The organism is Bacillus paralicheniformis (assembly GCF_001042485.2).
Classification (GTDB): domain Bacteria; phylum Bacillota; class Bacilli; order Bacillales; family Bacillaceae; genus Bacillus; species Bacillus paralicheniformis.
This window is the reverse complement of sequence record NZ_LBMN02000012.1, coordinates 1-25,134: the sequence shown is the minus strand read 5'-3', so window position 1 is coordinate 25,134 and position 25,134 is coordinate 1. Positions and strand designations below refer to the sequence as shown.

At 49.5% G+C, this 25,134-nt stretch carries 18 protein-coding genes; 16 read left to right on the top strand and 2 right to left on the bottom strand.

The genetic code is table 11. The annotated features are described in order from the left end of the window. Window positions 1–45 precede the first annotated feature (45 nt). From ACH97_RS09190 to ACH97_RS09120, 14 genes are all read left to right on the top strand, one after another. A complete protein-coding gene (locus ACH97_RS09190) occupies window positions 46–2,331 on the top strand; it encodes a helix-turn-helix domain-containing protein (RefSeq protein WP_020451059.1) in 2,286 nt (761 codons plus the stop codon). Window positions 2,332–2,344: 13 nt separating this feature from the next. Beyond that, entirely contained in the window at window positions 2,345–3,061 is a 717-nt protein-coding gene (locus tag ACH97_RS09185) for a rhamnogalacturonan acetylesterase (protein ID WP_020451060.1), read from the top strand. 19 nt (window positions 3,062–3,080) lie between these two features. After that, window positions 3,081–3,740, top strand: a complete 660-nt coding sequence (locus tag ACH97_RS09180; protein ID WP_048350297.1) for a YesU family protein — start codon at window positions 3,081–3,083, stop codon at window positions 3,738–3,740. Between the two features lie 14 nt (window positions 3,741–3,754). Beyond that, on the top strand, window positions 3,755–4,366 hold the full coding sequence (locus ACH97_RS09175) for a YesL family protein (protein ID WP_020451062.1): 612 nt from the start codon (window positions 3,755–3,757) through the stop codon (window positions 4,364–4,366). 181 nt (window positions 4,367–4,547) lie between these two features. Beyond that, window positions 4,548–6,416, top strand: a complete 1,869-nt coding sequence (locus ACH97_RS09170) for a rhamnogalacturonan lyase (RefSeq protein WP_020451063.1) — start codon at window positions 4,548–4,550, stop codon at window positions 6,414–6,416. A gap of 20 nt (window positions 6,417–6,436) precedes the next feature. Continuing rightward, window positions 6,437–8,068 (top strand): rhamnogalacturonan acetylesterase, encoded by a 1,632-nt coding sequence (locus ACH97_RS22820; protein WP_020451064.1) that lies wholly within the window; start codon window positions 6,437–6,439, stop codon window positions 8,066–8,068. A gap of 67 nt (window positions 8,069–8,135) precedes the next feature. Beyond that, on the top strand, window positions 8,136–10,022 hold the full coding sequence (locus tag ACH97_RS09155) for a rhamnogalacturonan lyase (protein WP_020451065.1): 1,887 nt from the start codon (window positions 8,136–8,138) through the stop codon (window positions 10,020–10,022). 122 nt (window positions 10,023–10,144) lie between these two features. Continuing rightward, window positions 10,145–11,137 (top strand): L-glyceraldehyde 3-phosphate reductase, encoded by a 993-nt coding sequence (gene mgrA, locus ACH97_RS09150; protein ID WP_020451066.1) that lies wholly within the window; start codon window positions 10,145–10,147, stop codon window positions 11,135–11,137. A gap of 15 nt (window positions 11,138–11,152) precedes the next feature. Beyond that, the gene (locus ACH97_RS09145) at window positions 11,153–11,797 is read left to right on the top strand and encodes a rhamnogalacturonan acetylesterase (RefSeq protein WP_048350313.1); all 645 of its coding nucleotides are present in this window, start codon (window positions 11,153–11,155) and stop codon (window positions 11,795–11,797) included. Continuing rightward, window positions 11,794–13,791, top strand: a complete 1,998-nt coding sequence (locus ACH97_RS09140; RefSeq protein WP_033155141.1) for a beta-galactosidase — start codon at window positions 11,794–11,796, stop codon at window positions 13,789–13,791. The genes ACH97_RS09145 and ACH97_RS09140 overlap by 4 nt, the downstream gene beginning before the upstream one ends. A gap of 178 nt (window positions 13,792–13,969) precedes the next feature. Continuing rightward, window positions 13,970–16,561, top strand: a complete 2,592-nt coding sequence (locus ACH97_RS09135; protein WP_057957830.1) for an exo-rhamnogalacturonan lyase family protein — start codon at window positions 13,970–13,972, stop codon at window positions 16,559–16,561. Between the two features lie 86 nt (window positions 16,562–16,647). Beyond that, on the top strand, window positions 16,648–18,171 hold the full coding sequence (locus ACH97_RS09130; RefSeq protein ID WP_020451070.1) for an extracellular solute-binding protein: 1,524 nt from the start codon (window positions 16,648–16,650) through the stop codon (window positions 18,169–18,171). A gap of 41 nt (window positions 18,172–18,212) precedes the next feature. Then, window positions 18,213–19,166: an ABC transporter permease gene (locus ACH97_RS09125; RefSeq protein ID WP_020451071.1), complete on the top strand. Its 954-nt coding sequence runs from the start codon at window positions 18,213–18,215 to the stop codon at window positions 19,164–19,166. A gap of 18 nt (window positions 19,167–19,184) precedes the next feature. Next, entirely contained in the window at window positions 19,185–20,069 is an 885-nt protein-coding gene (locus tag ACH97_RS09120; RefSeq protein WP_020451072.1) for a carbohydrate ABC transporter permease, read from the top strand. A gap of 36 nt (window positions 20,070–20,105) precedes the next feature. On the opposite strand, the gene ACH97_RS09115 is transcribed toward ACH97_RS09120, so the two are convergent. After that, complete coding sequence (locus tag ACH97_RS09115; RefSeq protein ID WP_020451073.1) at window positions 20,106–21,434, bottom strand: APC family permease; 1,329 nt, start codon at window positions 21,432–21,434, stop codon at window positions 20,106–20,108. A 319-nt stretch (window positions 21,435–21,753) separates the two neighbouring features. On the opposite strand from ACH97_RS09115, the gene ACH97_RS09110 reads away from it, so the two are divergent. Then, window positions 21,754–22,707, top strand: a complete 954-nt coding sequence (locus ACH97_RS09110) for a ring-cleaving dioxygenase (RefSeq protein ID WP_020451074.1) — start codon at window positions 21,754–21,756, stop codon at window positions 22,705–22,707. A gap of 81 nt (window positions 22,708–22,788) precedes the next feature. Here ACH97_RS09110 and ACH97_RS09105 read toward each other — a convergent pair whose 3' ends face one another. Continuing rightward, the gene (locus tag ACH97_RS09105; protein WP_035399929.1) at window positions 22,789–24,093 is read right to left on the bottom strand and encodes a S1C family serine protease; all 1,305 of its coding nucleotides are present in this window, start codon (window positions 24,091–24,093) and stop codon (window positions 22,789–22,791) included. 158 nt (window positions 24,094–24,251) lie between these two features. Here ACH97_RS09105 and proG point away from each other — a divergent pair, with 158 nt between their 5' ends. Further along, the gene (proG, locus tag ACH97_RS09100; protein ID WP_020451076.1) at window positions 24,252–25,064 is read left to right on the top strand and encodes a pyrroline-5-carboxylate reductase ProG; all 813 of its coding nucleotides are present in this window, start codon (window positions 24,252–24,254) and stop codon (window positions 25,062–25,064) included. Window positions 25,065–25,134 lie beyond the last annotated feature (70 nt).

The window sequence follows — 25,134 nt, the reverse complement described above, 5'->3', positions numbered from 1 at the left end:
AAATTGAAAAAGAAACATTCTTTTCATTGCAGTGGGGGGAGAGGGATGAAAAAGCTGCATCAAAGGTATGTTTCACGGCGAAAAGGGAGTTTTTTCAAAAAAAGCTTTGTGCTGATTCTGCTGATTGCGTGTATTCCCGGTTTATTGACGGGTGCAGGAATCTATTTGTTTTCCGCTGCAAAAATTGAAAAAGAGCTCCAACAAATGCACGAAAACCAGGTGAAACGCCAAATCAGCCAAATCGATGACAAGCTGGAAGGGCTTGAGATCATGCTCTCCCAGCTTGCATATGATCCGCGCCTGATGAACGGTCTGGCCGATGCCGATCTGCAAACGGATTTTCAAACGACGTACAGGCTCTCAAAATCGCTGTTTGTGCTTCAGGATCAAAATCCGCTCATTCACAAGGTTGAACTGTTTATTCAAGGGAAGGAGCCGATTCTCTTAAACCCGGAATACAGCGGAATGACAGACCGGAACATCTTAAAGGCCTATCATTCGCTGCTTGAAGGCGGTCAAAACGTTTATTGGAAAGACATAAGCCGCGCGCCGTACGGAATGGCGCTTGTCCACAAAATTCCGGGAGGCATCTCAGAGCCGTTCGGCGCGCTGATTTTGACGCTTGACGAAAAAGAAATGGGGCATTTGCTGGAAAGCCTTTCACCGTATTCAAAGGGAACAGCGCTTCTTTTTCAGCATAATCAAAAGCCTGTTTTTTCTGGGAGCAAAGGCGGCAAAGTCGATTTTGAAAGCGCTTTAAAAGAAAGGCTTGAGAAACAAAAAAATCAACAGGGCTCCTTTGTGATGGATTGGGGCGGAGGGGCGTATTCCGTTTCATACGGACGAATGGACAGATTGAGCCAGGAATGGACCTATGTCTCGGCTTCACCGATGTCGGCGATTACAGCTCCGGTGTTGTTTTTATCGAAGCTCGTCGCGTCGGTCAGCATCGCCGGGATCGTTCTTGCTTTCATTCTGGCATGGTATGCGTCACACAAAATTTATTCACCTGTCGCGAGGCTGATCAAGCTCTGCTCAGGAGAGGGAAAGGCCGCCCATTTTCCGGATGAATTTCATTGGCTCGAGAAGCGCTGGGAAGACCTGACTGAGGAAAGCGGCAGACTGAAAAAGGAAATGCCACAGGCTGCAAACGTTTTTTTTCAGCGCCTTCTCGGCGGATACTTTGCAGATGAATCAGAGAGGAATTTGAGAGATCGTCTGAAAAGGTGGGGCTGGGAAGCGAAAGACAATGTGTTTACCATCATCGATATCCAGCTGACGGGTCTCTACGAAGGGAACGGAGCTTTTACAAAAAAGGATGAAAGTCTGGCAGGCTTTTTGCTGGGCAACATTACGCGCGAACTGGCTGGCAGGACATTCAAACATATTTATATGACCGATGTCCGTTCGTTATCGCTCGCTGTGTTGCTGATGAGCAGCAGGAAAACAGCCTTCAAGGAAGAAACCGCCCAATTTGTGCGTGAGCTGACGGATGTGATCTGCGGCATATCAAGACTACACGTCACAGTGACGGTATCTAAAACCGCTGATATGTTAAAAGACATTCCCGGCATGTATGAAGAGGTGAAAGAAGGCAGGCATTACAGACAGTTCGAAAACGCCAGCCAGGTGATCGATTTAAGCCGGCGGGAAGACATGCCTCCCGCTGAATCATACTATCCGTTCACCCTTGAAAAAGAGGTCGTCAGGGCGTTGCGGCTTGAAGAAAGGGATGAAGTCGAAAGGCGGATCAGGCTGTTCATCCGGGAGCTGTCCGATAAAGGAAAGACGGAAATCCGCATCCAGCCGGGCATGATGCAGCTGTTGGCAAAGATCCAGGAAGAGATCTTTCATTCCGGCCTTCACCCTTATGAATTGTTCAGCCGAAAAAATCTGCTGCAGGAGCTTTCAGAGCTGAGGGAGCCGGAAAGGGCCGTCGGCTGGATGATGGAGCGTGTCGTAAGCCCGTATCTTAAAGAAATGGAAGGCAGGAAAAACAGACAGCAAAAACGGCTTGTCGAACAGGTGCTTGAGATGATTCATCAGCATTATATGAACGATATCTCGCTTGAAAGCTGCGCTGATCAAGCCGGGACGAATTCGTATACGCTGAGCAAAGCTTTCAAACAAGTAACCGGCATCAATTTTATCGACTATGTTACCCGTCTCAGAATCGAAAAAGCGAAAGAGCTCCTTCTTGAAACGAATAAAAAAATCCATGACGTTTCTGAAGAGGTCGGCTACAGACACAGCTATTTCAACCGGATTTTCAAGAAGCAGGTCGGCATTCCGCCGAGCCGCTACAGGCAGATTCATCAGGAATCTTCGTGAAAGGGAGAGTGTTATGAAACAAACAGACAAAAAGCCAAAAGTGACAGTATATTTGGCCGGGGATTCGACCGTCGCAGACTGTCCCCCGCATGAAGCGCCGATGGCCGGCTGGGGACAGATGCTTCCGCTGTTTTTCTCAGATGAAGCTGCGGTCGTGAATATGGCAAAAGTCGGGGCCAGTTCGAACAGCTTCATTGATGAAGGCCGGCTCGATGACATGACGGAGCGGCTTGCGCCTGGTGATTATGTGTTGATCCAGTTCGGCCACAACGATCAAAAGCCGTACGGAACAGACCCGTATACAACCTATCAGGAGCATCTTGTCCGCTATGTGGAAGCGGTTCGCGAAAAACTTGCGACTCCGGTTTTGACCACTTCTGCAGAGCGCAGACGCTTTGATCAAAACGGAAAGCCCGCCGATACACTCGGGGATTTTCCGAAAGCGATGAAGGCGCTCGCTGACCGCTTCGAAGTGCCGCTGATCGATTTATGGTCCAGAACAAAAGCGCTCTATGAATCTCTCGGAATGGAAGGCTCAAAACGGCTGTTCGTCCACTTTCAGCCGGATGAACACCCTCATTATCCAAATGGAATCGAAGACAATACCCATTTTTCCGAGGCAGGGGCCCGCCAAGTCGCCAGGCTGGTAACAGAAGGAATCAGAGAGCTCGGTCTGCCTCTAGCGGCTTATCTTCATTGTGAAAGGAGCGATTTCCGTGCCGGAGTGTAATGCAAGAGAAGGAAGCCTGATGTATCAAAACCCTTTATCATCTTCTGAAGATCTCCGCGGCTGGGTAATGGAAGGGAAAGGAATCGTTCGTTTTCCGCACGGCCGCCTGCAGATGGAGAACGAACTCGACGCTGAGCAATATGGGGACGATGCCCATTTTGTTTACTGGTGTCCTGAGACATTCCCTGATGGAATAGTTGTGAAGTGGGATTTCTATCCTGTGCGGGAGCCCGGCTTATGCATGATATTTTTTGCAGCAACCGGCATGAATGGGGAAGATTTATTCGACGGACGGCTGGCGGAGAGAACAGGGAATTATCCGCAATATCATTCAGGGGACATTAATACATTGCACCTGTCATATTTCAGACATAAGCATGCTGATGAAAGAGCATTCCGAACATGCAATCTCAGGAAAAGCCGCGGTTTTCACCTCGTCTGTGAGGGAGCCGACCCGCTTCCGCCCGCTAATGACGCTTTGCCTCCCTACCGGATGAAGCTCATAAAAGACGGGGCATGCGTTCATTTTTCAATCAACGGGCTGCCCATTTTAGAATGGGAGGATGATGGCAGGCGTTTCGGCCCGGTTTACGGCGGAGGAAAAATCGGTTTCAGGCAAATGGCTCCGCTGAAAGCAGCCTACGCCAACTTTGAAGTGCGCAGGCTGCTGCGCGACTGAAAGGGGGATCGGACATGCGGGAAAAAGGCGTGATGGCGATGATGTACGGCGCTTGTGAAGCGATCATGAAAATCGCCTGGCTGAACGCGCTCTGGGTTCTATTCACGCTGGGAGGAGGCGTTGTTTTCGGCTGGGCTCCGAGCACGGCCGCGATGTTCACGGTCGTGCGCAAGTGGCTGCTCGGCCGGACGGACGCACCGGTATTCAAAACGTTTTATCAAACGTATAAAAAAGAGTTTTTCAAAACAAACGGACTTGGCCTCATCCTCCTCGCCGCCGGCACAATTTTATTAGTAAACTATCAATTTTTCCGCGTCCGTGAGGATTTATTTTCAATCATCATCAGCTATGCCACACTGATGGCCGGACTCATGTATGTCGTAGTTTTCGTGTATATTTTTCCGCTTTACGTTCACGTTCAGCTGCCGTTTGCCCGCTATTTTTCACAGGCTGCACTGATCGGTCTCGTTCGTCCTTTGACGACGGCCGGAATGGCTGCTGCTGGAGGCTTTGTCGTTTATGTGCTGTTGACGGTTCCGGGACTGATTCCATTTTATGGTGTCAGTTTGTTTGCTCTTGTATTAATGTTCATTGCACATCGCTGTTTTTTGCGCCTGGAAGGCTAGCTGAACCGTGCAAAAATGAGAAAAGTGAGCAAAAAAGTATCAATTGAAAAAGGAGAACCGCTTTAAATCGGACTTGAACACATCTTTTCCCTTCGGCAAAAAAGTGCAATTGAATAAAAATGGAAGCCGTAATAGAATCCCTTTTAAGTAAGCACTTACAAAAAGGCGAAGGGAGAAGATGATGAAAAAAGGAAATAAAAGGTGGAAAAAACTGTTGGCTGCGTCATCTCTTTTATTCATTACGCTTGTGACCGGCTTCTCGGAACAAGCGGAAGCAGACGGGCGGACGGCTGTGCAGGCAAGGCAAATGGAGTCGCTGAACCGGGGGCTTGTCGCTGTTAAAACGGGGAACGGTGTCTTTGTGAGCTGGCGGCTGCTCGGAACCGAGTCCGCTTCTGTTTCATTTAATGTGTATCGAAACGGAAAGAAGCTGAACGGTTCCCCGATTACATCGAGTACAAATTATCAGGATGCAGGCGGGGATTCGAATGCCGTTTACCAGGTGCGCGCCGTTTTGAACGGCGTGGAGCAGGCTCCTTCTGAAACCGCCGGAGTTTGGAATAAACCATACAAATCTGTTCCGCTGCAAAAACCGGCCGGGGGAAAAACGCCTGATGGGGTGTCATTCACATACAGCGCCAATGATGCGAGCATCGGCGATCTTGATGGAGACGGCGAATATGAAATCATTCTCAAGTGGGATCCTTCCAATTCAAAGGATAATTCACAGGACGGATACACGGGAGACGTGCTGATTGACGCATACAAGCTTGACGGGACCATGATGTGGAGAATCAACCTTGGCAAAAACATTCGCGCCGGCGCCCATTATACACAGTTTCTCGTCTATGACTTTGACGGCGACGGAAAAGCGGAAATCGCCATGAAGACAGCCGACGGGACGAAAGACGGCAAGGGAAAGGTGATCGGAAATGCAAACGCCGATTATCGCAATGCCCAAGGCCGAATTTTGTCAGGGCCTGAGTATTTGACGGTTTTTAAAGGCGATACAGGCGCTGAGCTTACAACGGTCAACTACGAACCTGCCCGGGGAAATGTAGCCGATTGGGGAGACAGCTACGGCAACAGGGTTGACCGCTTTCTGGCCGGTGTCGCATACCTTGACGGGGAGCGGCCGAGTTTTGTCATGGCACGCGGTTATTACACGAGAACAGTGCTTGTCGCTTACAACTTTAGAGGCGGAAAGCTGACCAAACTGTGGACGTTCGATTCGGACGCTCCCGGAAATGGCGCCTATGCCGGTCAAGGTAACCACAGTTTGAGCGTCGCTGATGTTGACGGAGATGGAAAGGACGAAATCATATACGGAGCGATGGCTGTCGATCATGACGGTAAAGGCCTTTATTCAACCGGATGGGGACATGGGGATGCCATGCATACAGGAAACCTGGACCCCTCAAGACCGGGACTCGAAGTCTTTCAAGTGCATGAAAACAGCAATTCTCCCTATGGATTGTCTTTCCGGGACGCGAAAACGGGAAAGATCATCTGGGGAGTGCACGCAGGCAAGGATGTCGGACGCGGGATGGCTGCTGATATCGATCCGCGCTACGAAGGAGCGGAAGTATGGGCGAACGGCGGTCTTTATACGGCAAAAGGCGTAAAAATCGGGAGCACATTGCCTTCATCAACGAACTTCGGCATCTGGTGGGACGGCGATCTCCAAAGAGAGCTTCTGGACAGCAACAGAATTGATAAATGGGATTATCGAAATTCGCGAACCGTTAACTTGCTGACAGCATCTGGAGCTTCGGCAAATAACGGAACAAAAGCGACGCCGTCCCTGCAGGCTGACATTCTCGGAGACTGGCGCGAAGAAGTGATCTGGCGAGCAGATGACAGCAGCGAACTGCGCATCTACACGACGACAGATATGACGGAACACCGCTTGTATACGCTGATGCATGATGCCGTCTATCGCCTCGGAATCGCCTGGCAGAATGTCGGCTACAACCAGCCGCCGCACACCGGCTTTTATTTAGGCGAAGGCATGCAGACACCTGAGAAGCCGAACATTTATACACGCTGATGGAAAAGGGGAGCTGCATAATGAAGCGATATGTTCGTTGCGTATGGGCCATCCTTCTCCTTTTCTTCTTCAGCACGGGGATTGAGGGACCTGCGCAGCCGAAAGCCGCTGCCGAACATCACAGTCAGGATCTTTTTCTGTTCGATTTTGGAAAAGGTCCCGCTGAGAAGGATTATGTGAAAGTGAACGAGGCCTCCGCGTATCAAAATGGTAAAGGCTACGGGTTTTCACGGGCAGGGAACGCTGTGTGCAAAAAGACGCAAAAAAAAGAAGCGCTCAAGAAAGACTATTGTGTCGTGAACCGGACGGCTTTTCTGGCGGTTCTTTCTCCTGGCGAATACCGCGTAACCGTATTTGCCTCATCCCGCGGTGAATTGAAGCTTTATGCCGAAGGAGAGGAAATGGGGACGATCCCGGCCGGAGCAAAGGGAAGTTCAGCCGAAAAAGCGTTCACCGTTACGGTGGATGACGGGCGTCTCGATTTGGAGTGGAAAGGACCTCAGCCAAAAGTGTATGCCGTCGAAATTTCGAAGGTGTATCGGTTTGATTTCGGTGACGGGCCTCTTGCTTCGGGCTTTATTCCGATAGACGCGCAATCGGCTTATACCCCTTTAAAAGGCTACGGATTTGACGACACAACAAAGGTGACTTGTACGGACCGCGGTATCGCCGATCCGCTTCGTTCAGACTTTTGCATACCGGATGGAACGGCGTTTACGGTCGATTTGCCTGACGGTCAATATCATGTCCGGCTGATAACCGGAGATGCCCGGGCAAAAACGAACATGGACGTACGGGCAAATGGCATGATTCAGCTCTATTCATTTGGAGCGGAAGCGGGCGGATACAACGAAAAAACGTTTCCGATTCATATTTCCGGCGGCCGCCTTTCCATTCAAGCCATAGCAGCGAGAACAGCGCCGCGCCTCAATGCGCTGGTCTTGACGAAGACGGCTTATCATGTAACGGATGACAAGAAGACGGTTTTTCTGGCGGGAGATTCCACGGTCTCCGATTATGAACCAGGTTATGCGCCGATGGCAGGCAGGGGGCAATTTTTAGGCGGCTATTTCTCGGATGAAATCGTCATCGACAACCAGGCGAAACGCGCGAGAAGCGCGAAAAGTTTTGTGGATGAACGGTCGCTGGATACGATTTTGAACCGGATGAAACGGGGCGATTATTTGTTGATTCAGTTCGGCATCAATGACGCCGGGCAAGATGCGGCCCGTCATACAGATCCGTATACGACATTTCAGGAATACTTGAGAACCTACATTAACAAAGCCCGCGAAAAAGGAGGACGGCCTGTGCTCGTCACTTCTCAAAGTAAACGAACCTATGATGAAACGGGCGTTTTTTACAACAGCATCGGAGAATATCCGAACGCAATGAGACAGCTCGGACGGGAAATGAACGTTCCGGTGATCGATTTAAATAAAAAAAGCATCGATTATTACAACGAGATCGGCGTTGAAGCGACTAAAAACGTATTTATGTTTTTAGAGCCGGGAGAAAGCCTGAATTATCCAGACGGAATCCAGGACAGGGTGCATTTTCACGAGTTCGGTGCCAGCCAGTTGGCAAGGCTCGTGACAGAAGAAATCTCCGATTTGAACATGTATCCGCTGAAACACTCGCTCAAAAAATAAGGCGCGGGAGAGCCGGTCTCCGGTTCTCCCGTTTCACCATTCCAAACCGTAAAGGGGAGAGAGGACGATGGGAGAAAAAGACGTACATGCAGCAGCTGAACGCGTTCGGCCGCTGAAAACGGCGGCAAAACCGAGGCAAATGGAACACTTAAACCGCGGACTTGTGGCCATAAAAACAAAAAAAGGGGTTTTTCTCAGCTGGCGGCTCTTAGGAACAGATCCGGAAGAAACAGCTTTTAACCTATATCGCAACGGTCACAGAATCAACTCAACACCCGTTTCATCATCGACCAACTTTCTTGATAAACACGGAAACGGAGAATCTGTCTATTATGTGACAAAGGTTCTTGGAGATAAGGAAGTCGAGACGTCGCACAAAACAGCTGTCTGGCAGAAGCCGTACTTGGATGTTCCGTTAAACAAGCCTGATGGCGGGACAACACCTGACGGCGTACAGTACACGTACAGCGCCAATGACGCGAGCATCGGAGATCTCGACGGCGACGGAGAATACGAAATTGTGCTCAAATGGGACCCGTCCAATTCGAAAGATAACGCGCACAACGGCTATACCGGAGAAGTCATCATCGATGCCTATAAGCTTGACGGGACATTCATGTGGAGGATTCATCTCGGGAAAAACATCCGCGCGGGCGCCCATTATACCCAATTGATGGTCTATGATCTTGACGGCGACGGAAAAGCGGAAATCGCCATGAAGACGGCTGACGGAACGGTTGATGGAACCGGACGGGTGATCGGCGATCAGGCTGCCGATTACAGAAATAAAGATGGACGAATTTTGGACGGGCCTGAATATTTGTCGATTTTTCACGGGGAAACGGGAAGGGAATTGGCAACCGTGGATTACGATCCGCCCCGTGGCAGGCTTGAGGACTGGGGAGACGGATACGGCAACCGCATGGACCGGTTTTTGGCAGGCATCGCCTATTTGGACGGTGAAAGGCCGAGCCTTGTTATGGCGCGCGGCTATTACACAAGAACGGTGCTTGCCGCTTACAACTTCCGGGACGGCAAGCTGACCAAGCTATGGACATTTGACAGCGACAAGCCCGGTAACGAAGGCTATGCAGGGCAGGGAAACCATAGTCTGAGCGTCGCTGATGTCGACGATGACGGGAAAGATGAGATCATTTACGGTGCGATGGCCGTGGATCATGATGGAACAGGGCTTTATACGACAGGGCTTGGACACGGTGACGCCATGCATGTGAGTGATCTTGACCCGGATCGGCCCGGGCTGGAAGTCTTTCAAGTGCATGAAGACCCGCGCCTTCCGTACGGCCTCTCATTTCGCGATGCGGGTACAGGGGAAATCCTCTGGGGAGTGCCGGCCGATACAGATGTTGGGCGGGGAATGGCCGCGCATATCGATCCTCGCTATAAAGGTGCGCTTGTCTGGGCGATCGATCCCCCGGGTAATGAAGGAAAAGCATACGGCCTCTATACGAGTAAGGGAGAAAAACTCAGCGACGCCGCTCCGGCTTCTGCCAATTTTGCGATTTGGTGGGACGGCGATCTTCTCCGCGAGCTGCTTGATCACGATTGGAAAGAACCCGCCGGCATCCCGAAAATTGATAAATGGGACTATCACAGCGGCAGGCTGGTCAATCTGCTCACTGCTGAGGGAACGCTGTCTAACAATTGGACGAAAGGGACGCCCGTGCTTCAGGCCAATCTATTCGGCGATTGGCGCGAAGATGTCGTATTCCGCACCACGCGAAGCGATGCTCTGCGAATATACACAACGACCGAGCTGACTGAACATCGTTTCTATACGTTCATGCACGATCCCGTCTACCGCTTGGGGGTAGCCTGGCAAAATGTCGCTTACAATCAGCCGCCTCACCCCGGATTTTATTTGGGAACCGGAATGGACAAGCCGCCCCGGCCGAATATTTATACCGCTCCCTGTAAGAGACATGAAGAGTGACAGAGATCGCCGGTACATTCAGGTTTATTAAATATACAAAAAAGTATGATTGTAATCTCACAGCCTGTTCCCATAAAATGAATGGTAAGCGATTTCATTCCAAAATGAAAAGAGGGATTCATATGGAGTATCAGGCGAGTGATACACGCTATGAAAATATGAAATACAACCGCTGCGGGCATTCAGGTTTAAAACTGCCTGCTTTGTCTTTAGGGCTTTGGCATCATTTCGGAGAAGCCAATTCGTTTCAAAATGCCAAAGCACTGTTAAGAAAAGCATTCGATCTGGGAATCACCCACTTTGACTTGGCGAATAATTATGGTCCGCCCCCCGGTTCTGCCGAAGAAACTTTCGGAAAAGCGCTGAAAACCGATTTTGCCCGCTACCGTGATGAAATGGTCATCAGCACGAAAGCCGGCTATACGATGTGGCCCGGACCATACGGCGATTGGGGGTCAAAAAAGTACCTCGTCGCAAGCCTTGATCAAAGTTTAAAACGAATGGGCATAGATTATGTCGATATATTTTATTCGCACCGCCCTGATCCCCATACACCGCTGGAAGAGACGATGGGAGCGCTCGCCCATATCATCAGGCAAGGAAAAGCTTTATATGTCGGTCTGTCGAACTACAGCGCCGAACAGACCGAAAAGGCGGCCGATATTTTGCAAGAATACGGGGTTCCGCTCCTCATCCATCAGCCCAAATATTCAATGTTCCACAGAGAACCGGAAAACGGCCTGCTGCAAGTGCTGCAGAAAAAAGGAGCCGGGGCGATCGCGTTTACACCTCTTGCTCAAGGGCTTTTATCAACGAAATATTTGACTGGGATTCCCGCCGGGTCAAGAGCCGCAGATGTGAACAGTCCGTTTTTGCAGGCCGAGAGCATCACAGAAGACGTGCTCGGCAAAGTCCGCAAGCTGAATCAAGTGGCGGCCGAACGCGGCCAATCCCTGCCGCAAATGGCGATAGCCTGGCTTTTAAAAAATCCGCGCGTCACCTCGGTGCTGATCGGTGCAAGCAAAACCGAACAGATCGAAGAAAATGCCGCTGCTCTTAAGTCCGCTCGATTCTCAGCTGAAGAGCTCGACACAATTGATAAAATTCTTTCATAAAAAGGAGTGGTCGTGATGACAATCAGCATCTATCTTTCCGGCGATTCGACCGTGCAAAATTATAAGGCGGATTCGCCTCAAGGAGGCTGGGGCGAATTTCTCCAGTCTTATGTATCCGGAAATGTACAGGTGATCAACCGGGCCATCGGGGGCCGAAGTTCAAAAACGTTCGTTGAAGAAGGAAGGCTTGCATCGATTTTAGATGTAATCAAACAGAACGATTGGCTGTTCGTTCAGATGGGGCACAATGACGCGTCGAAAGACAAACCAGAACGCTATACTGAGCCGTATACAACGTATAAACAATACTTGAAAATGTACGTCGACGGCGCGCGTCAAAAAGGAGCTTCGCCGCTTCTCATCACGCCTGTCGCAAGGCTCCATTACAAGGACGGCGTCTTTTTGAACGATTTCCCGGACTACTGCATCGCGATGAAGCAGGTGGCAAGTGAAGAAAACGTCCGCTTGATCGATTTAATGGACAAAAGCCTGCAGCATTTTGCAGAAAAAGGGTACAGCGAGGTATTTAAATATTTTATGATCTCGGAAAATGTCAACGACTACACACATTTTACGAAAAAAGGGGCCCGGGAAATGGCGAAGCTTGTCTCTATCGGCATTCGAGAGCTCGGTCTGCCGTTTGTTAAAGAGACGGTATGAAGATGAACGGAAAACTGTACCACGGCGCTTGCTTTTATCCCGAATTATGGGATGAGGACGTGCTGGATGAAGATATCTGGATGATGAAGCGAGCAGGGATTAATGTCGTCAGAATCGGGGAGTTTGCCTGGTCAAGGATGGAGCCGGAAGAAGGAAGGATCGATGTCGGATTTTTTGCCGGCGTCATCCGAAAGCTCCACGATAACAAAATTGAAACGGTCATGTGCACACCGACTGCGACACCGCCGATCTGGCTGACCCACGGGCATCCGGAAAGAATGCATGTGAATGAAAAAGGAGAGACGATGGGACACGGTTCGAGGCAGCATGCCTGCACAAACCATCCGTATTTTAGAGAGCGGGCCCGCCTGATCATCAAACATATCGCCAAAGAGCTCGGAGAACTGCCGGGATTGATCGGGTGGCAGCTTGACAATGAATTCAAATGCCATGTCGCAGAATGCATGTGTGAAACGTGCAACACATTATGGCACAAATGGCTGGAAGACCGCTATCAGACGATTGACCGTCTGAATGAGGCTTGGGGTACAGGCGTATGGAGCGAAACGTATCAGCGCTTCGAGCAAGTTCCGCAGCCCGGACCGACCCCGTTTTTGCACAATTCTTCTTTAAGGACGATGTATCAGCTGTTTTCGATGGACAAGATTTCTGAATTTGCGCGTGAGCAGGCTGAGGTGATCAGAACATATTCCAACGCCCCGATCACCCATAACAGCAGCGTCATGTTCGGCGTTGATCATGAAGATCTTTTCAAGAGCCTTGATTTCGCCTCGTTTGATACGTACGCCAGCCAGGAAAACAGTGACGCCTTTTTGTTTAATTGTGATTTATGGAGAAACATTAAAAAAGGACGGCCGTTCTGGATAATGGAAACGAGCCCTTCCTACAGCGCTTCGCTTGAAAGCTATGCCGTGCCTCATCAAAACGGCTATTTGAAGGCTGAAGCGGTCTCTTCTTATGCTCTTGGCGGAGCCGCGTTCTGCTATTGGCTGTGGCGTCAGCAGAGAGCCGGATCTGAACAGCCGCATGGATCAGTGATCAGCGCATGGGGGGAGCCTGATGTGGGATATGATCATGTGCTCGAAGTCGAGCAGGCGAGACGGGAGGTTGAGCACATCATGCTGGCGACGGACCCTTTGCAGGCTGAAACAGCCGTCGTCTATTCGGATCGTGCAAAGGTGTTTTTGAAAACGGAGCCACATCGGGGTCTTCACTACAGAACACTGATCACCGAGTTTTATAACCGATTGTTAAAGATGGGCATTCACAGAGATGTCATTCTTGAAGGGAGCTCGCTTGACGGCTATAAACTGCTGTTTACGCCGTTTATTCACTATCTTCCGCCTGCGTTTATCAAAAAAGCCGAAGCCTTTGCACAAAGTGGCGGCATTTGGATTGCGGGTCCGCTGACGGGCGGAAGAACAGAAAATCATACGGTTCACACTGATTGCGGATTAGGGGAGTTGGAAAAAAGTTCCGGAGTCAAAACGCTTTATACATTTCCGATGGATGAGCGGAACTCGAGTGGAGCGGCGTTTGGCGTAAAGGCGCCGCTGAGTCTGTGGAGCGCTGTTTTTAAAGCCGGCGGCACCGAAGCTGTCGGGATAATTGAAAAAGGCCCGGCGTCAGGAAAAGCGTTCATCACAGAGCATAAATGCGGAAAAGGAAAAATCGTCATGCTCGGGTCGATGCCGGCAGGCGAAGCGGGTGACATCATGATGAAAAAGCTGATCAGTCATTACGCAGAAGAAGCGGGTGTTACACAGAAAACCGATGCCACTCCCGGAACAGTCGTCGCGCCCCGGAAAGGAGCAGACGGTCTTGTCTGGGTCGTGATCAATATGGACGGCAAAGGAGGCGCAGTGACACTTGACGGAAACGGAACCGATTTATTGTCCGACAGGCCCGTATCCGGACGCGTGACACTCGGCCCGCACGAATACCGCGTGGTTTTGTTTTCAGAGAATAAATGAATCGCCGCAGGCGCTTGCCCGCGGCTTTTTTGTTTCGTTTTGCTAAAAAAGGGATGATGCCTGCAAAAAAAGGAGCAGACACCTCTCCAATATAAGCAAAAAAGGAATATTGACGGTCAAAAGGCTAAACAGGAAAATATTCACTGACCAATCGGTTAAACAGAAAGGAGGAACACTTATGAAAGCACAGACTGAACTAAAATGGCTGAATAGGGCGCCTGCCGCGTTCGGCGGGGTGACCTGGGGAGTTCCTTGGGCAAAAGGAGTGCTGCAAAAAGGAGAGACGGTCGCCATTGCTTCGAAAAACGCCCCGTGTTTGCAAACATGGCCGCTCGCGTATTGGCCTGACGGCTCGCTTAAATGGACGGGGCATGCCGCAGTCTTCCCTAAAGAAAGCGGTAGCCGATTTACATTGAAAAAAGGGGGGGCCGGCGTCCCTAAAACCGTCATGAATGTCAGTGAGCAGAAAGATGAAATCACGGTGAATACGGGCGCGATAGTCTGCAGGCTTGGAAAATCGGGGACGGAACTCATCCGTTCGATTTCCATTTCCGGGGAAATGATGGCGAAAGAAGGGCGGCTCATCGCTTTAAAAGAAAAAAGAAGCGGCTCAGATTCACAATGCATGTATCATATTGAACGGTTTGAGAGCATGATCAAACGTACGGCAATCGAACAAAACGGTCCGGTTAAGACAGTCGTCAAGATTGAAGGCGTCCACCTCGGCGGAGGCATCGATGTTTGGCTCCCTTTTACCGTCAGGCTGTCTTTCTATGCCGGTGATCCGTCCATCCGGATCGTGCACACGATCTTCATCGACTGTGAAGCAGAAACAGAATGGATCAAAGGACTCGGTTTCGAGATGAGCGCGGTTTTGAGCGGAGCGCCGAGAAACAGGCATATCCGCTATGCGGCCGACGGAGGGATTTACGGAGAGGCTTCTCAGCTGCTTGTGACGAGAAGATTCAATGAAACAAACGGACTCTATGAACGACAGATTGCGGGACAGCCTGTACCGGAAAAGTCGGCAGTCGTGCGCGATGCCGAGAGAAACGCCGTCTGGAACGATTTCAAGCTCATCCAGGATTCCCCTGTTCACTGGCGCTTAAAAAAGCGAACCGGCAAAGGCTGCGCCTGGGTGGACGCGATTCATGGGGAGAGAGCGAAAGGGCTGATGTATGCAGGCGGGGAAAACGGCGGCATCGCACTCGGGCTCAGGAACTTCTTTGAAAAATATCCGTCATCGCTTGAAGCGAAAGGTCTTGCCGGCGGGGAAACGAAATTGGCGGTATGGTTTTGGCCTCCTGAAGCTGAAGCGATGGATTTCCGTCATTATTCAAAAGACACTCATGTTGAAAGCGCATATGAAGGGTTTGCCGAAATGAGGTCAACGGCCGTCGGCATTGCCAATACGAGCGAAGTCAGCCTCGCCTGTTTTGCAAATCCGCCGATCGATGAAGAGCTGAATAGAGCGGCGGACGAATGGCAAAATCCCCCGCTGCTTATTTGTGAGCCTGACTATTATTATCACACCCGCGTGCTGGGCGTTTGGAGCCTGAAAGATAAACGGCGCCCGCTCTCGGCTGTGCTTGAAGATCAGCTTGACGAGGCTCTCAAGTTTTACATGAACGAAGTCGATCAGCGGAGCTGGTACGGCTATTGGCATTACGGTGATGTGATGCATACGTACGATGCCATCCGGCATGTATGGCGGTACGACCTTGGCGGCTATGCATGGCAAAATACGGAACTCGTTCCGAACCTCTGGCTTTGGCAGTCTTTTTTCAGATCCGGTAGGGAAGACATCTTCAGAATGGCGGAAGCGATGACCCGTCACACTAGCGAAGTCGACTGCTATCATTTCGGGGAGTATAAAGGCCTCGGTTCAAGGCACAATGTCCTCCATTGGGGCTGCGGGTGCAAGGAAGCGAGAATCAGCATGGCCGGCCTTCATAAGCCTTATTACTTTTTGACGGCGGACGAGAGAACGGGAGACGTGTTATCTGAAGTAAAAGATGCCGATCGAGCGCTTGAGACGCTTGATCCGATGAGAGCTTATTATCCAGAAAAAGAGTTTCCCGCCCACGCAAGAGTAGGCCCCGACTGGGCGGCGTTCTGTTCCAACTGGCTGACGGAATGGGAGCGGACAGGCGATGAAGCGTACCTTGATAAAATCAAACGGGGGATCGGCCGGCTTAAAGCGCTGCCGCTTCGTCTGTTGTCCGGACCGACTTTCGGATACGATCCTGAAGCTTCAGATCTGCTTCATATGGGGGACGGGAATCATGGCGGCTATCATATGGTCATCGCCTTCGGCGCTCCGCAAACATGGATGGAGCTTGCAGAACTGCTTGAGGATGTGGAATGGAAGGAGATGCTAGGGGAATTCGGCGAATTTTATTTGCTGACTGATGAAGAAAAGCGCAAAAGGAGCGGCGGGAAGCTTCACGATGATTTATTTCACTGGCCGATGTTCTCCGCTGCCATGGCCGCTTACGCTGCCCGGCTCCGCCAAGACCGGAAGCTCGCCGAACAAGTGTGGCGCCTGTTGCTCGATGAAAAACAAAGCCATACACCGCTGCCGATCACTCCAAAACAAATCCATGCCTGGAAAACGATCACGGAAATTCCCTGGGTTACAACAAACTGCGTCTCACAATGGTGCCTAAACTTGATAGCCGTGCTCGAGCTGCTTAAAGATATGCCGCCCGATCTGGACATGCAAGAAAAGATCATCAAGGCAATGAAAGAACATCCCGCTCGCACATGAAGGCAAAAAATGAAGGTTGTCGGAAAAATGTAAGCGCTTTAAATTTAAGTGGAACAATTGAGACGATCAAAAGGGGGAATTGTACAATGGCAAGACTGAAGCTGAAGGGAAACAAATGGCTCGCTGCACCCGCTGTTTTTTTGCTCTTGATGGGGTGCAGCGCAAATGAGACGGCCAATCAAGACGGGAAAGGAAAAGAAAAGGATGCCATTCATATTATGGCTCCGCTCTTGTCGCCGGAAAGTCCGGGAGAAAACAGCCCGTCTTTAAAAGCGCTCGAAACATACACGAAAAAACAAATCAAAGTGACATGGGTTCCGAACTCTTCCTATAATGATAAATTCAACATCGTCATGGCCTCGGGAGATTTGCCGCAAGCCATCGTCGTCACGGACAAGTCCCCGGGGTTTATCAAGTCTGTCAAATCAGGTGCGTTTTGGGAGCTTTCACCTTATTTAAAAGACTACCCGAACCTCGGAAAGGCCGATAAAAAAGTGATGAAGAACAGTTCCATCAATGGCGAGATTTACGGTATTTACAGGGCGAGGGACCTGATCCGCGCTTCGATCATCATCAGAACGGACTGGCTCGAAAATGTCGGTCTGGAGATGCCGAAAACAATCGACGAATTTTACGACGTGCTGAAAGCGTTTAAAGAAAAAGACCCCGACGGAAACGGGAAAGACGATACGTACGGCATGGTGGTGCCGAAATGGATGGGGCTTGGAAACGGGAGCCCGTGGGATATTATGCAGACGTGGTTCGGCGCACCAAACCGCTACGGAATAGACGAAAAAGGTGAACTCATTCCGGACTTCACGACAGAAGAGTATATGGAAGCACTGCGGTTTTTCAAAAAGCTGTATGATGAGGGACTGATCAATAAAGACTTCGCCGTCATGGATTCAGCGAAGTGGAACGATCCAATCGTCAAAGGAAAAGCGGGTGTCATCGTCGATACCGGTTCGCGGGCCTCACAAATTCAAAGCGCAATGGAAGAAGCAGATCCCGCTAACAAGGATGTGATCGACGTCACCGGAACGGTCAAAGGCCCGAAAGGAACGTATACATTCCCGACATCGGGATACGCCGGAATGATTGCCATTCCGAAAGCGAGCGTCAAAACGGAAAAAGAATTGAAAGAAGTGCTCAGCTTCCTGGATAAAATGAACGATGAAGAGGCACAAATTATTGCCAACAACGGTATAAAAGGGCGCAACTATAAGCTTGAGAACGGAACGTACACGTCCCTTGAAAAAAATAATAAAAAACTGCTTTATGAGCACGAAGGTCTTGCGCAGTTCAGCATGGGCATTCCCGAACAAAGATACCATGTGGAAAAACAAGAATCAAAGCTGTTCAAACACCGTGAACAGATTCTCAAAGAAGGGGAAAAAATCGCCGTATTCAATCCGGCTGAATCGCTCGTTTCAGATGTTTACACCCAAAAAGGGGCACAGCTTGACAACATCATTCTCGATGCCAAAACGCAGTTTATCATCGGTGACATCGATGAAAAAGGCTTTCAAGATGCCGTGCAGCTTTGGTATAAAAGCGGTGGTGAAGATTTGATGAAAGAACTGAACAAACGCTACAAGGAGACGAAATAGCTCAGATCTTCAACCAGTATACGAAAGGGGGGATGCAGCACGTGGAAATCACCGCTAAAACAGGGAAAACCGCTGTTGAGACAGAAAAGAAACCGACTGGGCTGCAAGCCGTAAAACGGGATAAATGGCTTTATCTTCTGCTTGTTCCCGGTGTTTTATATTTTCTCATATTTAAATATTGGCCGATGTGGGGCGTGTTCATTGCTTTTAAAGATTATTCGCCTTATCTCGGATTTTGGCAGAGCGAATGGGTCGGGTTCGAGTATTTTAAAGATTTCTTTATGAACCCTGACTTTTTCCGCCTGCTCCGCAACACGCTCATGCTCGCCGCTCTCGATTTGATTTTTGCATTTCCGGCTCCGCTGATTGTCGCACTCATGCTGAATGAACTGCGACATGCCATCTATAAACGGTGCATTCAGACGTTTATATATGTTCCGCATTTCGTCTCATGGACGATCGTCGTCAGCATGACATTTGTCTTTTTTACAGTTGATACGGGCGTGATGAATAAAATGCTGCAAAGCATAACGGGCAAAGAGATTGCATTTCTCTCGGATCCCGAATGGTTCAGGCCGATGATTGTGCTGCAAAGCATATGGAAGGAGACGGGCTGGGGAACGATCCTGTTTCTGGCGGCGCTCGCTTCGGTTGACCAGGAGCAGTATGAAGCGGCAGTGATGGACGGGGCAGGCAGATTAAGGAGAATGTGGCACATTACCCTTCCGGCCATCAGAAGCACGATCGTCGTGCTTCTCATCTTAAGAATCGGCAGTTTTTTAAACATCGGCTTTGAACAGATTTTTTTAATGACCAACTCTTTAAACCGGAGCGTGGCTGAAATTTTTGACACGTATGTCTATGTTGTCGGAATTACGCAAGGTGCATACAGCTATAGTACGGCAGTCGGGCTTTTTAAATCGGTTGTCGGAATCATTCTGATATTCGGCGCCAATTATATCGCGAAAAAGTTTGACCAGGACGGTCTGTTTTAATGAATGGAGGTGAAAAGGATGTCCGGTGCGGAAACGATCCATAACACAAAAGCGGGGCGGGTATTCGATTGGTTTAATGTGCTCTTTCTCGGCTGCTGCGGGCTGATAACCGTCTTGCCTTTTCTGTATATTATCGCGGGATCTTTTGCAACGGAGGCCGAGCTGGCGGAAAAGAGCTTCTTTATCTTTCCTGAGACATTCTCGCTTGACGCGTACCGCTATATTTTTTCAACGCCGACATTTATCAGGAGCATGGGGGTGTCTGTGTTCATTACGGTTGTGGGAACGATCGTCCAGCTCTTTTTTACATTTACGATGGCCTATCCTCTTGCGAAACGGCACATTAAGGGAAGAAACCTGCTTTTGAATCTCGTTATTTTTGCGATGCTTTTCAGCGGAGGAATGATTCCGACGTATATTGTCGTCAAATCACTGGGACTGCTCGATTCGTACTGGGCGCTAATATTGCCGATGGCGATTAATCCGTTCAATCTCATTATTATTAAGAACTTTTTTCAGCAGCTTCCGAAAGAGCTTGAAGAGTCGGCAAAGATTGACGGCTGTTCAGAAATCGGCGTGTTCTTAAGGATCGCGCTGCCGCTGTCAAAGCCGATTATTGCAACTTTTGCGCTGTTTTATGCGGTCGGCATTTGGAACGACTTTTTCCATGCTTTGCTGTACATCAATGACAGCGCGAAATGGCCGCTGCAAATGGTGCTGCGCCAAGTGACGATTCTTTCGGATCTGACGGGGACGACGAATGACATGATGGAAACGGTGCCGCCTGAACAATCGATCAAATTGGCCGTCATCGTCATTGCGACGCTTCCGATTTTAGCCGTGTATCCATTTTTGCAGAAGCATTTTGCCAAAGGCATTCTGATCGGGTCTGTGAAGGGATAAAAAAACCGCCTGGCTCATGAGCCGGCGGCTTACGGCTCAGGCGGCTGAGCCGTTTTTATTTCTTTTTTTCATCCAAAAATAAACCGGGAGACCGACGAGGCCGATCAAAATTGACCACAGGCAGCTGTAAAAGTCAGTGATAAGCGTGCTGATAAGAACAAACAATGACCCGAGAATAGCCGCAACAGGCAGGTAAGGGTAGAGCGGCACGCTGTAAGCTCTCCCTTGGCCGTTCTTCCGTCTCCGCAAAATAAATACCGCGAAAAACGCCATGACATAGAAAATGTAAATCATAAAAATCGAAACCTCTGACAGCTTTTCCGGATTGCTGATGATCATTAAGATGACAGCGAACATCATCTGGACGATGACCGCGATCCAAGGCGTATGGAATGCCGGATGAACATGCGAGATCCAGCGGGAGAACGGAAGCTGTTTTTTCTCAGCCATCGCAAAGATCACGCGCGGAAAAGACAGAACTTTTCCGTTTAAGCAGCCGAAGATGCTGACGATAATTCCGATGGAGATCAGCTTGCCGCCGATCGGTCCGAACAGCATTGTAGCGGCTGTGCTTGTCGCATTTTCACCAAGCTTGACAATCTGATCGGCAGGAAGAATGTGAAGCAGCGCCAAGTTAATGAACAGGTAGCAGGCTGTGACGATCAGTATCCCGCCTGTCATCGCTTTCGGGAGCACTTTTTCCGGGTTCTTCATTTCTCCGCCGAGTGCCGCAAGAAGGATCCAGCCGTCATACGCGAATAGCGTCGCCAATACCGCCGCTCCGAAGTTTTGGCTGGCGATGCTCTCCGTAACTGTACTGAAAATATGTTCATCGCCATGCCATAGACCGAACACAATGATACATACAATGGGAATCAGCTTTCCGATCGTTGTGACCGTCTGTACCGCTCCGCCGTATTTTGTTCCGACAATGTTGACGATGCATAAAAAGGCGACGGTGATAATGCCGATGAGTGCAGTCCATGATTTATCCCAGGAAAACAAGTTGGCCACTAGCGAGCCGAAATATAATCCGAGTGCGCCGATGATGGCCGGTCCGTAGATGATAATCTGCACCCAGCCGCATAAGAACCCCCAGAACTCGCCGTAAATTTCTTCAAGATATGTGTAAAGCCCGCCCGTTTTCGGAATTTGAGCGCCCAGTTCGGCGATTGTCAGCCCGCCTGCTAGCGTCAAGATTCCGCCAAGGATCCAGGCAAAAAGAGCAATTTGTGCGTTTCCGGAATAGGAAAGCACGCTGCCGGGCTTCATAAACACGCCGGAACCGATGATCGTTCCAATCACAAGAGATAGCGCAAATAACAAGCCTATCTCTTTTTTTAGTCCGTTTGCTTCTGCATTCATTGCGATGCCTCCCATTGATGTAATCTCTTTTATAGAAAACTATTTTTATATTGTAATACCTTTTTTAAAAAAGAAAAATTAAATAAATTTTCAGATTTTCGCATTTTTTGTGTATGTTAAACATTTTAAGGTCGTAAAACCCGAAGGGGGCAGGAATAACCGAACCATTTTAAGTCATTTCGGAGTTATTGTTAGTTTTTTTAGGGGCAGACAGGAAAGAAGGTCTGTAAGACGGTTTGGTTGACTTTTCAAATCAAATCGCCTATTTTTGAGAAAGAAGAAATCTCGAATTCGAGATATTTAATGAGGAGATGATAGAATGAACGTAAATGGCATCCACCACGTATCCGCTTTAACTGCCAACGCTCAACATAATCTGGATTTCTATGTCAAAGGGCTTGGCATGAAACTGATAAAAAAATCGGTCAATCAGGATGAGCCGACGATGTATCATTTGTTTTACGGTGATGAAGTCGCGTCTCCGGGTTCAGATTTGACATTTTTCGAAATTCCGATGCTTGCCAGGAGACGGGAAGGGACGAACTGCATTTCGTCCGTATCACTTCGGGTTCCCGGCGAACAAGCACTCGAATTTTGGAAGAAGCGGCTTCATGAGCTCGGCGCAGAGACTTACGACATCGAGACGCGTGCGGGGCGGAGCGTTCTCCGCTTTTTAGACCATGAAGGACAGAACATGATGCTTGTGGCTGATGAAAAGGGAAAAAATCATGGAGTGCCTGTGAAAAACGGCGTCATTCCTGAGGAGGTCGCGATCAGGGGGCTCGGCCCGGTCGAATTGACTGTCAAGGACGCCGGTCCGACAGCTGCGGTGCTGACCGATATTCTCGGCTTTCATAAAATCGGTGAGGAACAGGCTGATGAAACCGGCCGTACGCTTCACATTTTTGAATCGGGTGAAGGAGGAGCAGGCGCGGAGGTGCATGTGAAAGAGTCAGATGACGGCAGAAGAGAGCGTCCCGGGAGAGGAAGCGTCCATCATGTCGCATTCCGTGTCAAAGATGAAGAAGAACTTAAACAGTGGCATGAGAAAATCAACGAGAACGGCTTTACGAATTCGGGGATTGTGGAGCGCTATTATTTTAAGGCGCTGTATTTCAGAGAACCGAACGGCATACTTTTTGAGCTGTCGACTGACGGGCCGGGCTTTGCCGTTGATGAATCTATCGATGAGCTCGGCCGAAGCCTTGCGCTGCCGCCGTACCTGGAACATCGGCGGAAAGAGATTGAAGCGCGGCTGAAACCGATTCAATAGAAAACGAGGTCCCGAAAAGGACCTCGTTTTTTTATATAAAAGGCATCCGGCGCAGCCGACAGCCTAAAAGGGGGCATGCTGTTAAGATGATGCGGATTCTTTTTGGTCAAGCGTCATTTGTTTTGTCATTGTTTTGCCATTTCGAATGAGGGTAACCTTTACCGTATCCCCGATTTTTGCATCGTTGTAAAGAAGGTTGCGCAGCGCGCTTCCCGTATCGGTTTCTTTTCCGTTAAAGCTGACGATGACATCGTTCTCTTTAAGGCCCGCTTTATCAGCAGGGGAGCCTGAAGCGACCTGGCGGATGTAGACGCCTTTGTTTAACTGGCTGCCGCTTAATCCGAGGGTGCCTGTTTGATAGTTTTCCGGCACCTGCTCAAGATCCATCATGCCGATTCCGATAAACGGACGCTCAATTTTTCCTTTAGACATCAGCTCTTCTGCAATCGGTTTGACATCATTGCTTGGAATCGCAAATCCGATGCCTTCCACTCCGCTTTCACTGATTTTCATACTGTTGATGCCGATCACTTCGCCCTTTGTATTCAAAAGGGCGCCTCCGCTGTTGCCGGGATTGATGGCCGCGTCTGTTTGAATGACGTTCATCTCGGTTTGGCCTGCGGACGTATCAACGGAAACGGTCCGATCAACACCGCTGATGATGCCTTGCGTCACCGTTCGGGACAGATCTTTGCCGAGCGGATTTCCGATTGCAATGACCGATTCACCCGCTTTCAAGCTTGACGAATCGCCGAAAGATGCGACTTTTTCGACGTGTTCAGCGGAAATTTCAACAACGGCAAGGTCTGTCAAGGAATCGCTGCCCAGCAATTTTCCTTCCACTTCTTTGCCGTTGGACAGGGAAACCGTCAGTTTAGATGCGCCTTCGACAACGTGGTTATTTGTAATAATGTATGCTTTGCCGTCTGCTTTTTTATAGATGACACCTGAGCCTGTGCCTGTTTCTTGTTCGCTTGAGCTGCTGCTGTTGCTGTTGCTTTCAAAACCAAACATACCGCTCTCCGTTTGTTTTTGATAGTTTGAAATACCGACGATGGCAGGAGATACATTTTCCACCATTGTTGAAATGTCAGACGAATTCGTGCTGGACAATTTTTCGGTATTCGCTTTAGTGGAAGAAGCCGATGAGTTTGACGTCTCGTTAGTTTGTGTCTGGACGGATGTATTGGCCGTTTCGTCTTTGCTATGCTGGTATGTCGTGACACCGAGAACGAGGCTTCCCCCGATGATGCCGCTGAGGATCGGCGTCATCCATGAGAGTCTCCGCTTTTGCTGTTCTGCTTTTTTTATCGCCTGGTCGGGCTTTTGATCGGAGACGATGAGTTCGTTTTTCGTTTCAAGCTGATCTTCTCTATTATATTCCATCATTTTCACGCTCCTATTGTTATCATATCCTTTGATGCCTCAATCATAATCAAAGACTGTGGGATAAACATGAAAACATTGTGGGAAATTGTCAAAGAAAAAGGATAGAATAAATAGGGTGCTATTTATAATATGACATGTCAGAGGTGTTCTAAACGTTGAAAAAGATTGGATTTATCGGATACGGAAGCATGGCGCAGATGATTGCGGTGAAACTGCTTGATCAGGAGAAAATCAGCGATGACATGGTGGTCGTCAGCTCAAGGAATGACGGGAAAACAGGGGAGCTGAGAAAACTTTACCCGAATGTCGCCTGTCAATCAGCCGAAGAGCTCGCCGAACAGTGCGGCCTGATCTTCATCTGTGTACCGCCGATGGCGGTAAAGGAAACGCTTGAGAACATACAGCCGTTTCTTCAGAAGGATGTCCACATTGTTTCGATTGCCGCGGGGGTCGAGCTTGACCGGCTTCACGACTGGACAAGCGGACAGGTGACGAGATACATTCCGACCCTCACATCTGAAGCCGGGATCGGTGTTTCGCTTGTTGTCCACGGCGAGCGAGTTGCTGAGGCGGACAAAAGCCGGCTGGAAGAATATCTTTCCGTTTTCAGCACAGTCAAACAGATACATGAGAGAGATATTGACGCTGCAAGCAATTTAACAAGCTCTTCACCAGGGTTCATCGCTTCGATCTTTGAAGAATTTGCTCAAGCTGCCGTCAGAAACAGCAGTCTTACGAAAGAAGACGCGTTTCAATTTCTGATTCATTCATTGCTGGGAACGGGCAAGCTGTTAATGGAAAAAGACATGACGTTTGCACAAACGCTTGATCGGGTGGCGACAAAAGGCGGCATAACCGGAGAAGGGGCGGAGGTCATTCAAAATGCCATGCCGGAAGTCTTTGACGAGCTGTTTGCCAGAACGATGAAGAAGTATGAAGACATTAAAGACGCTGTCCGCCGGCAGTGAGCTGCGGCATTTATCGACATATCCGGACATCCCAAAGCTGCCTGATCAGGCAGCTTCAGACTGTTGACAA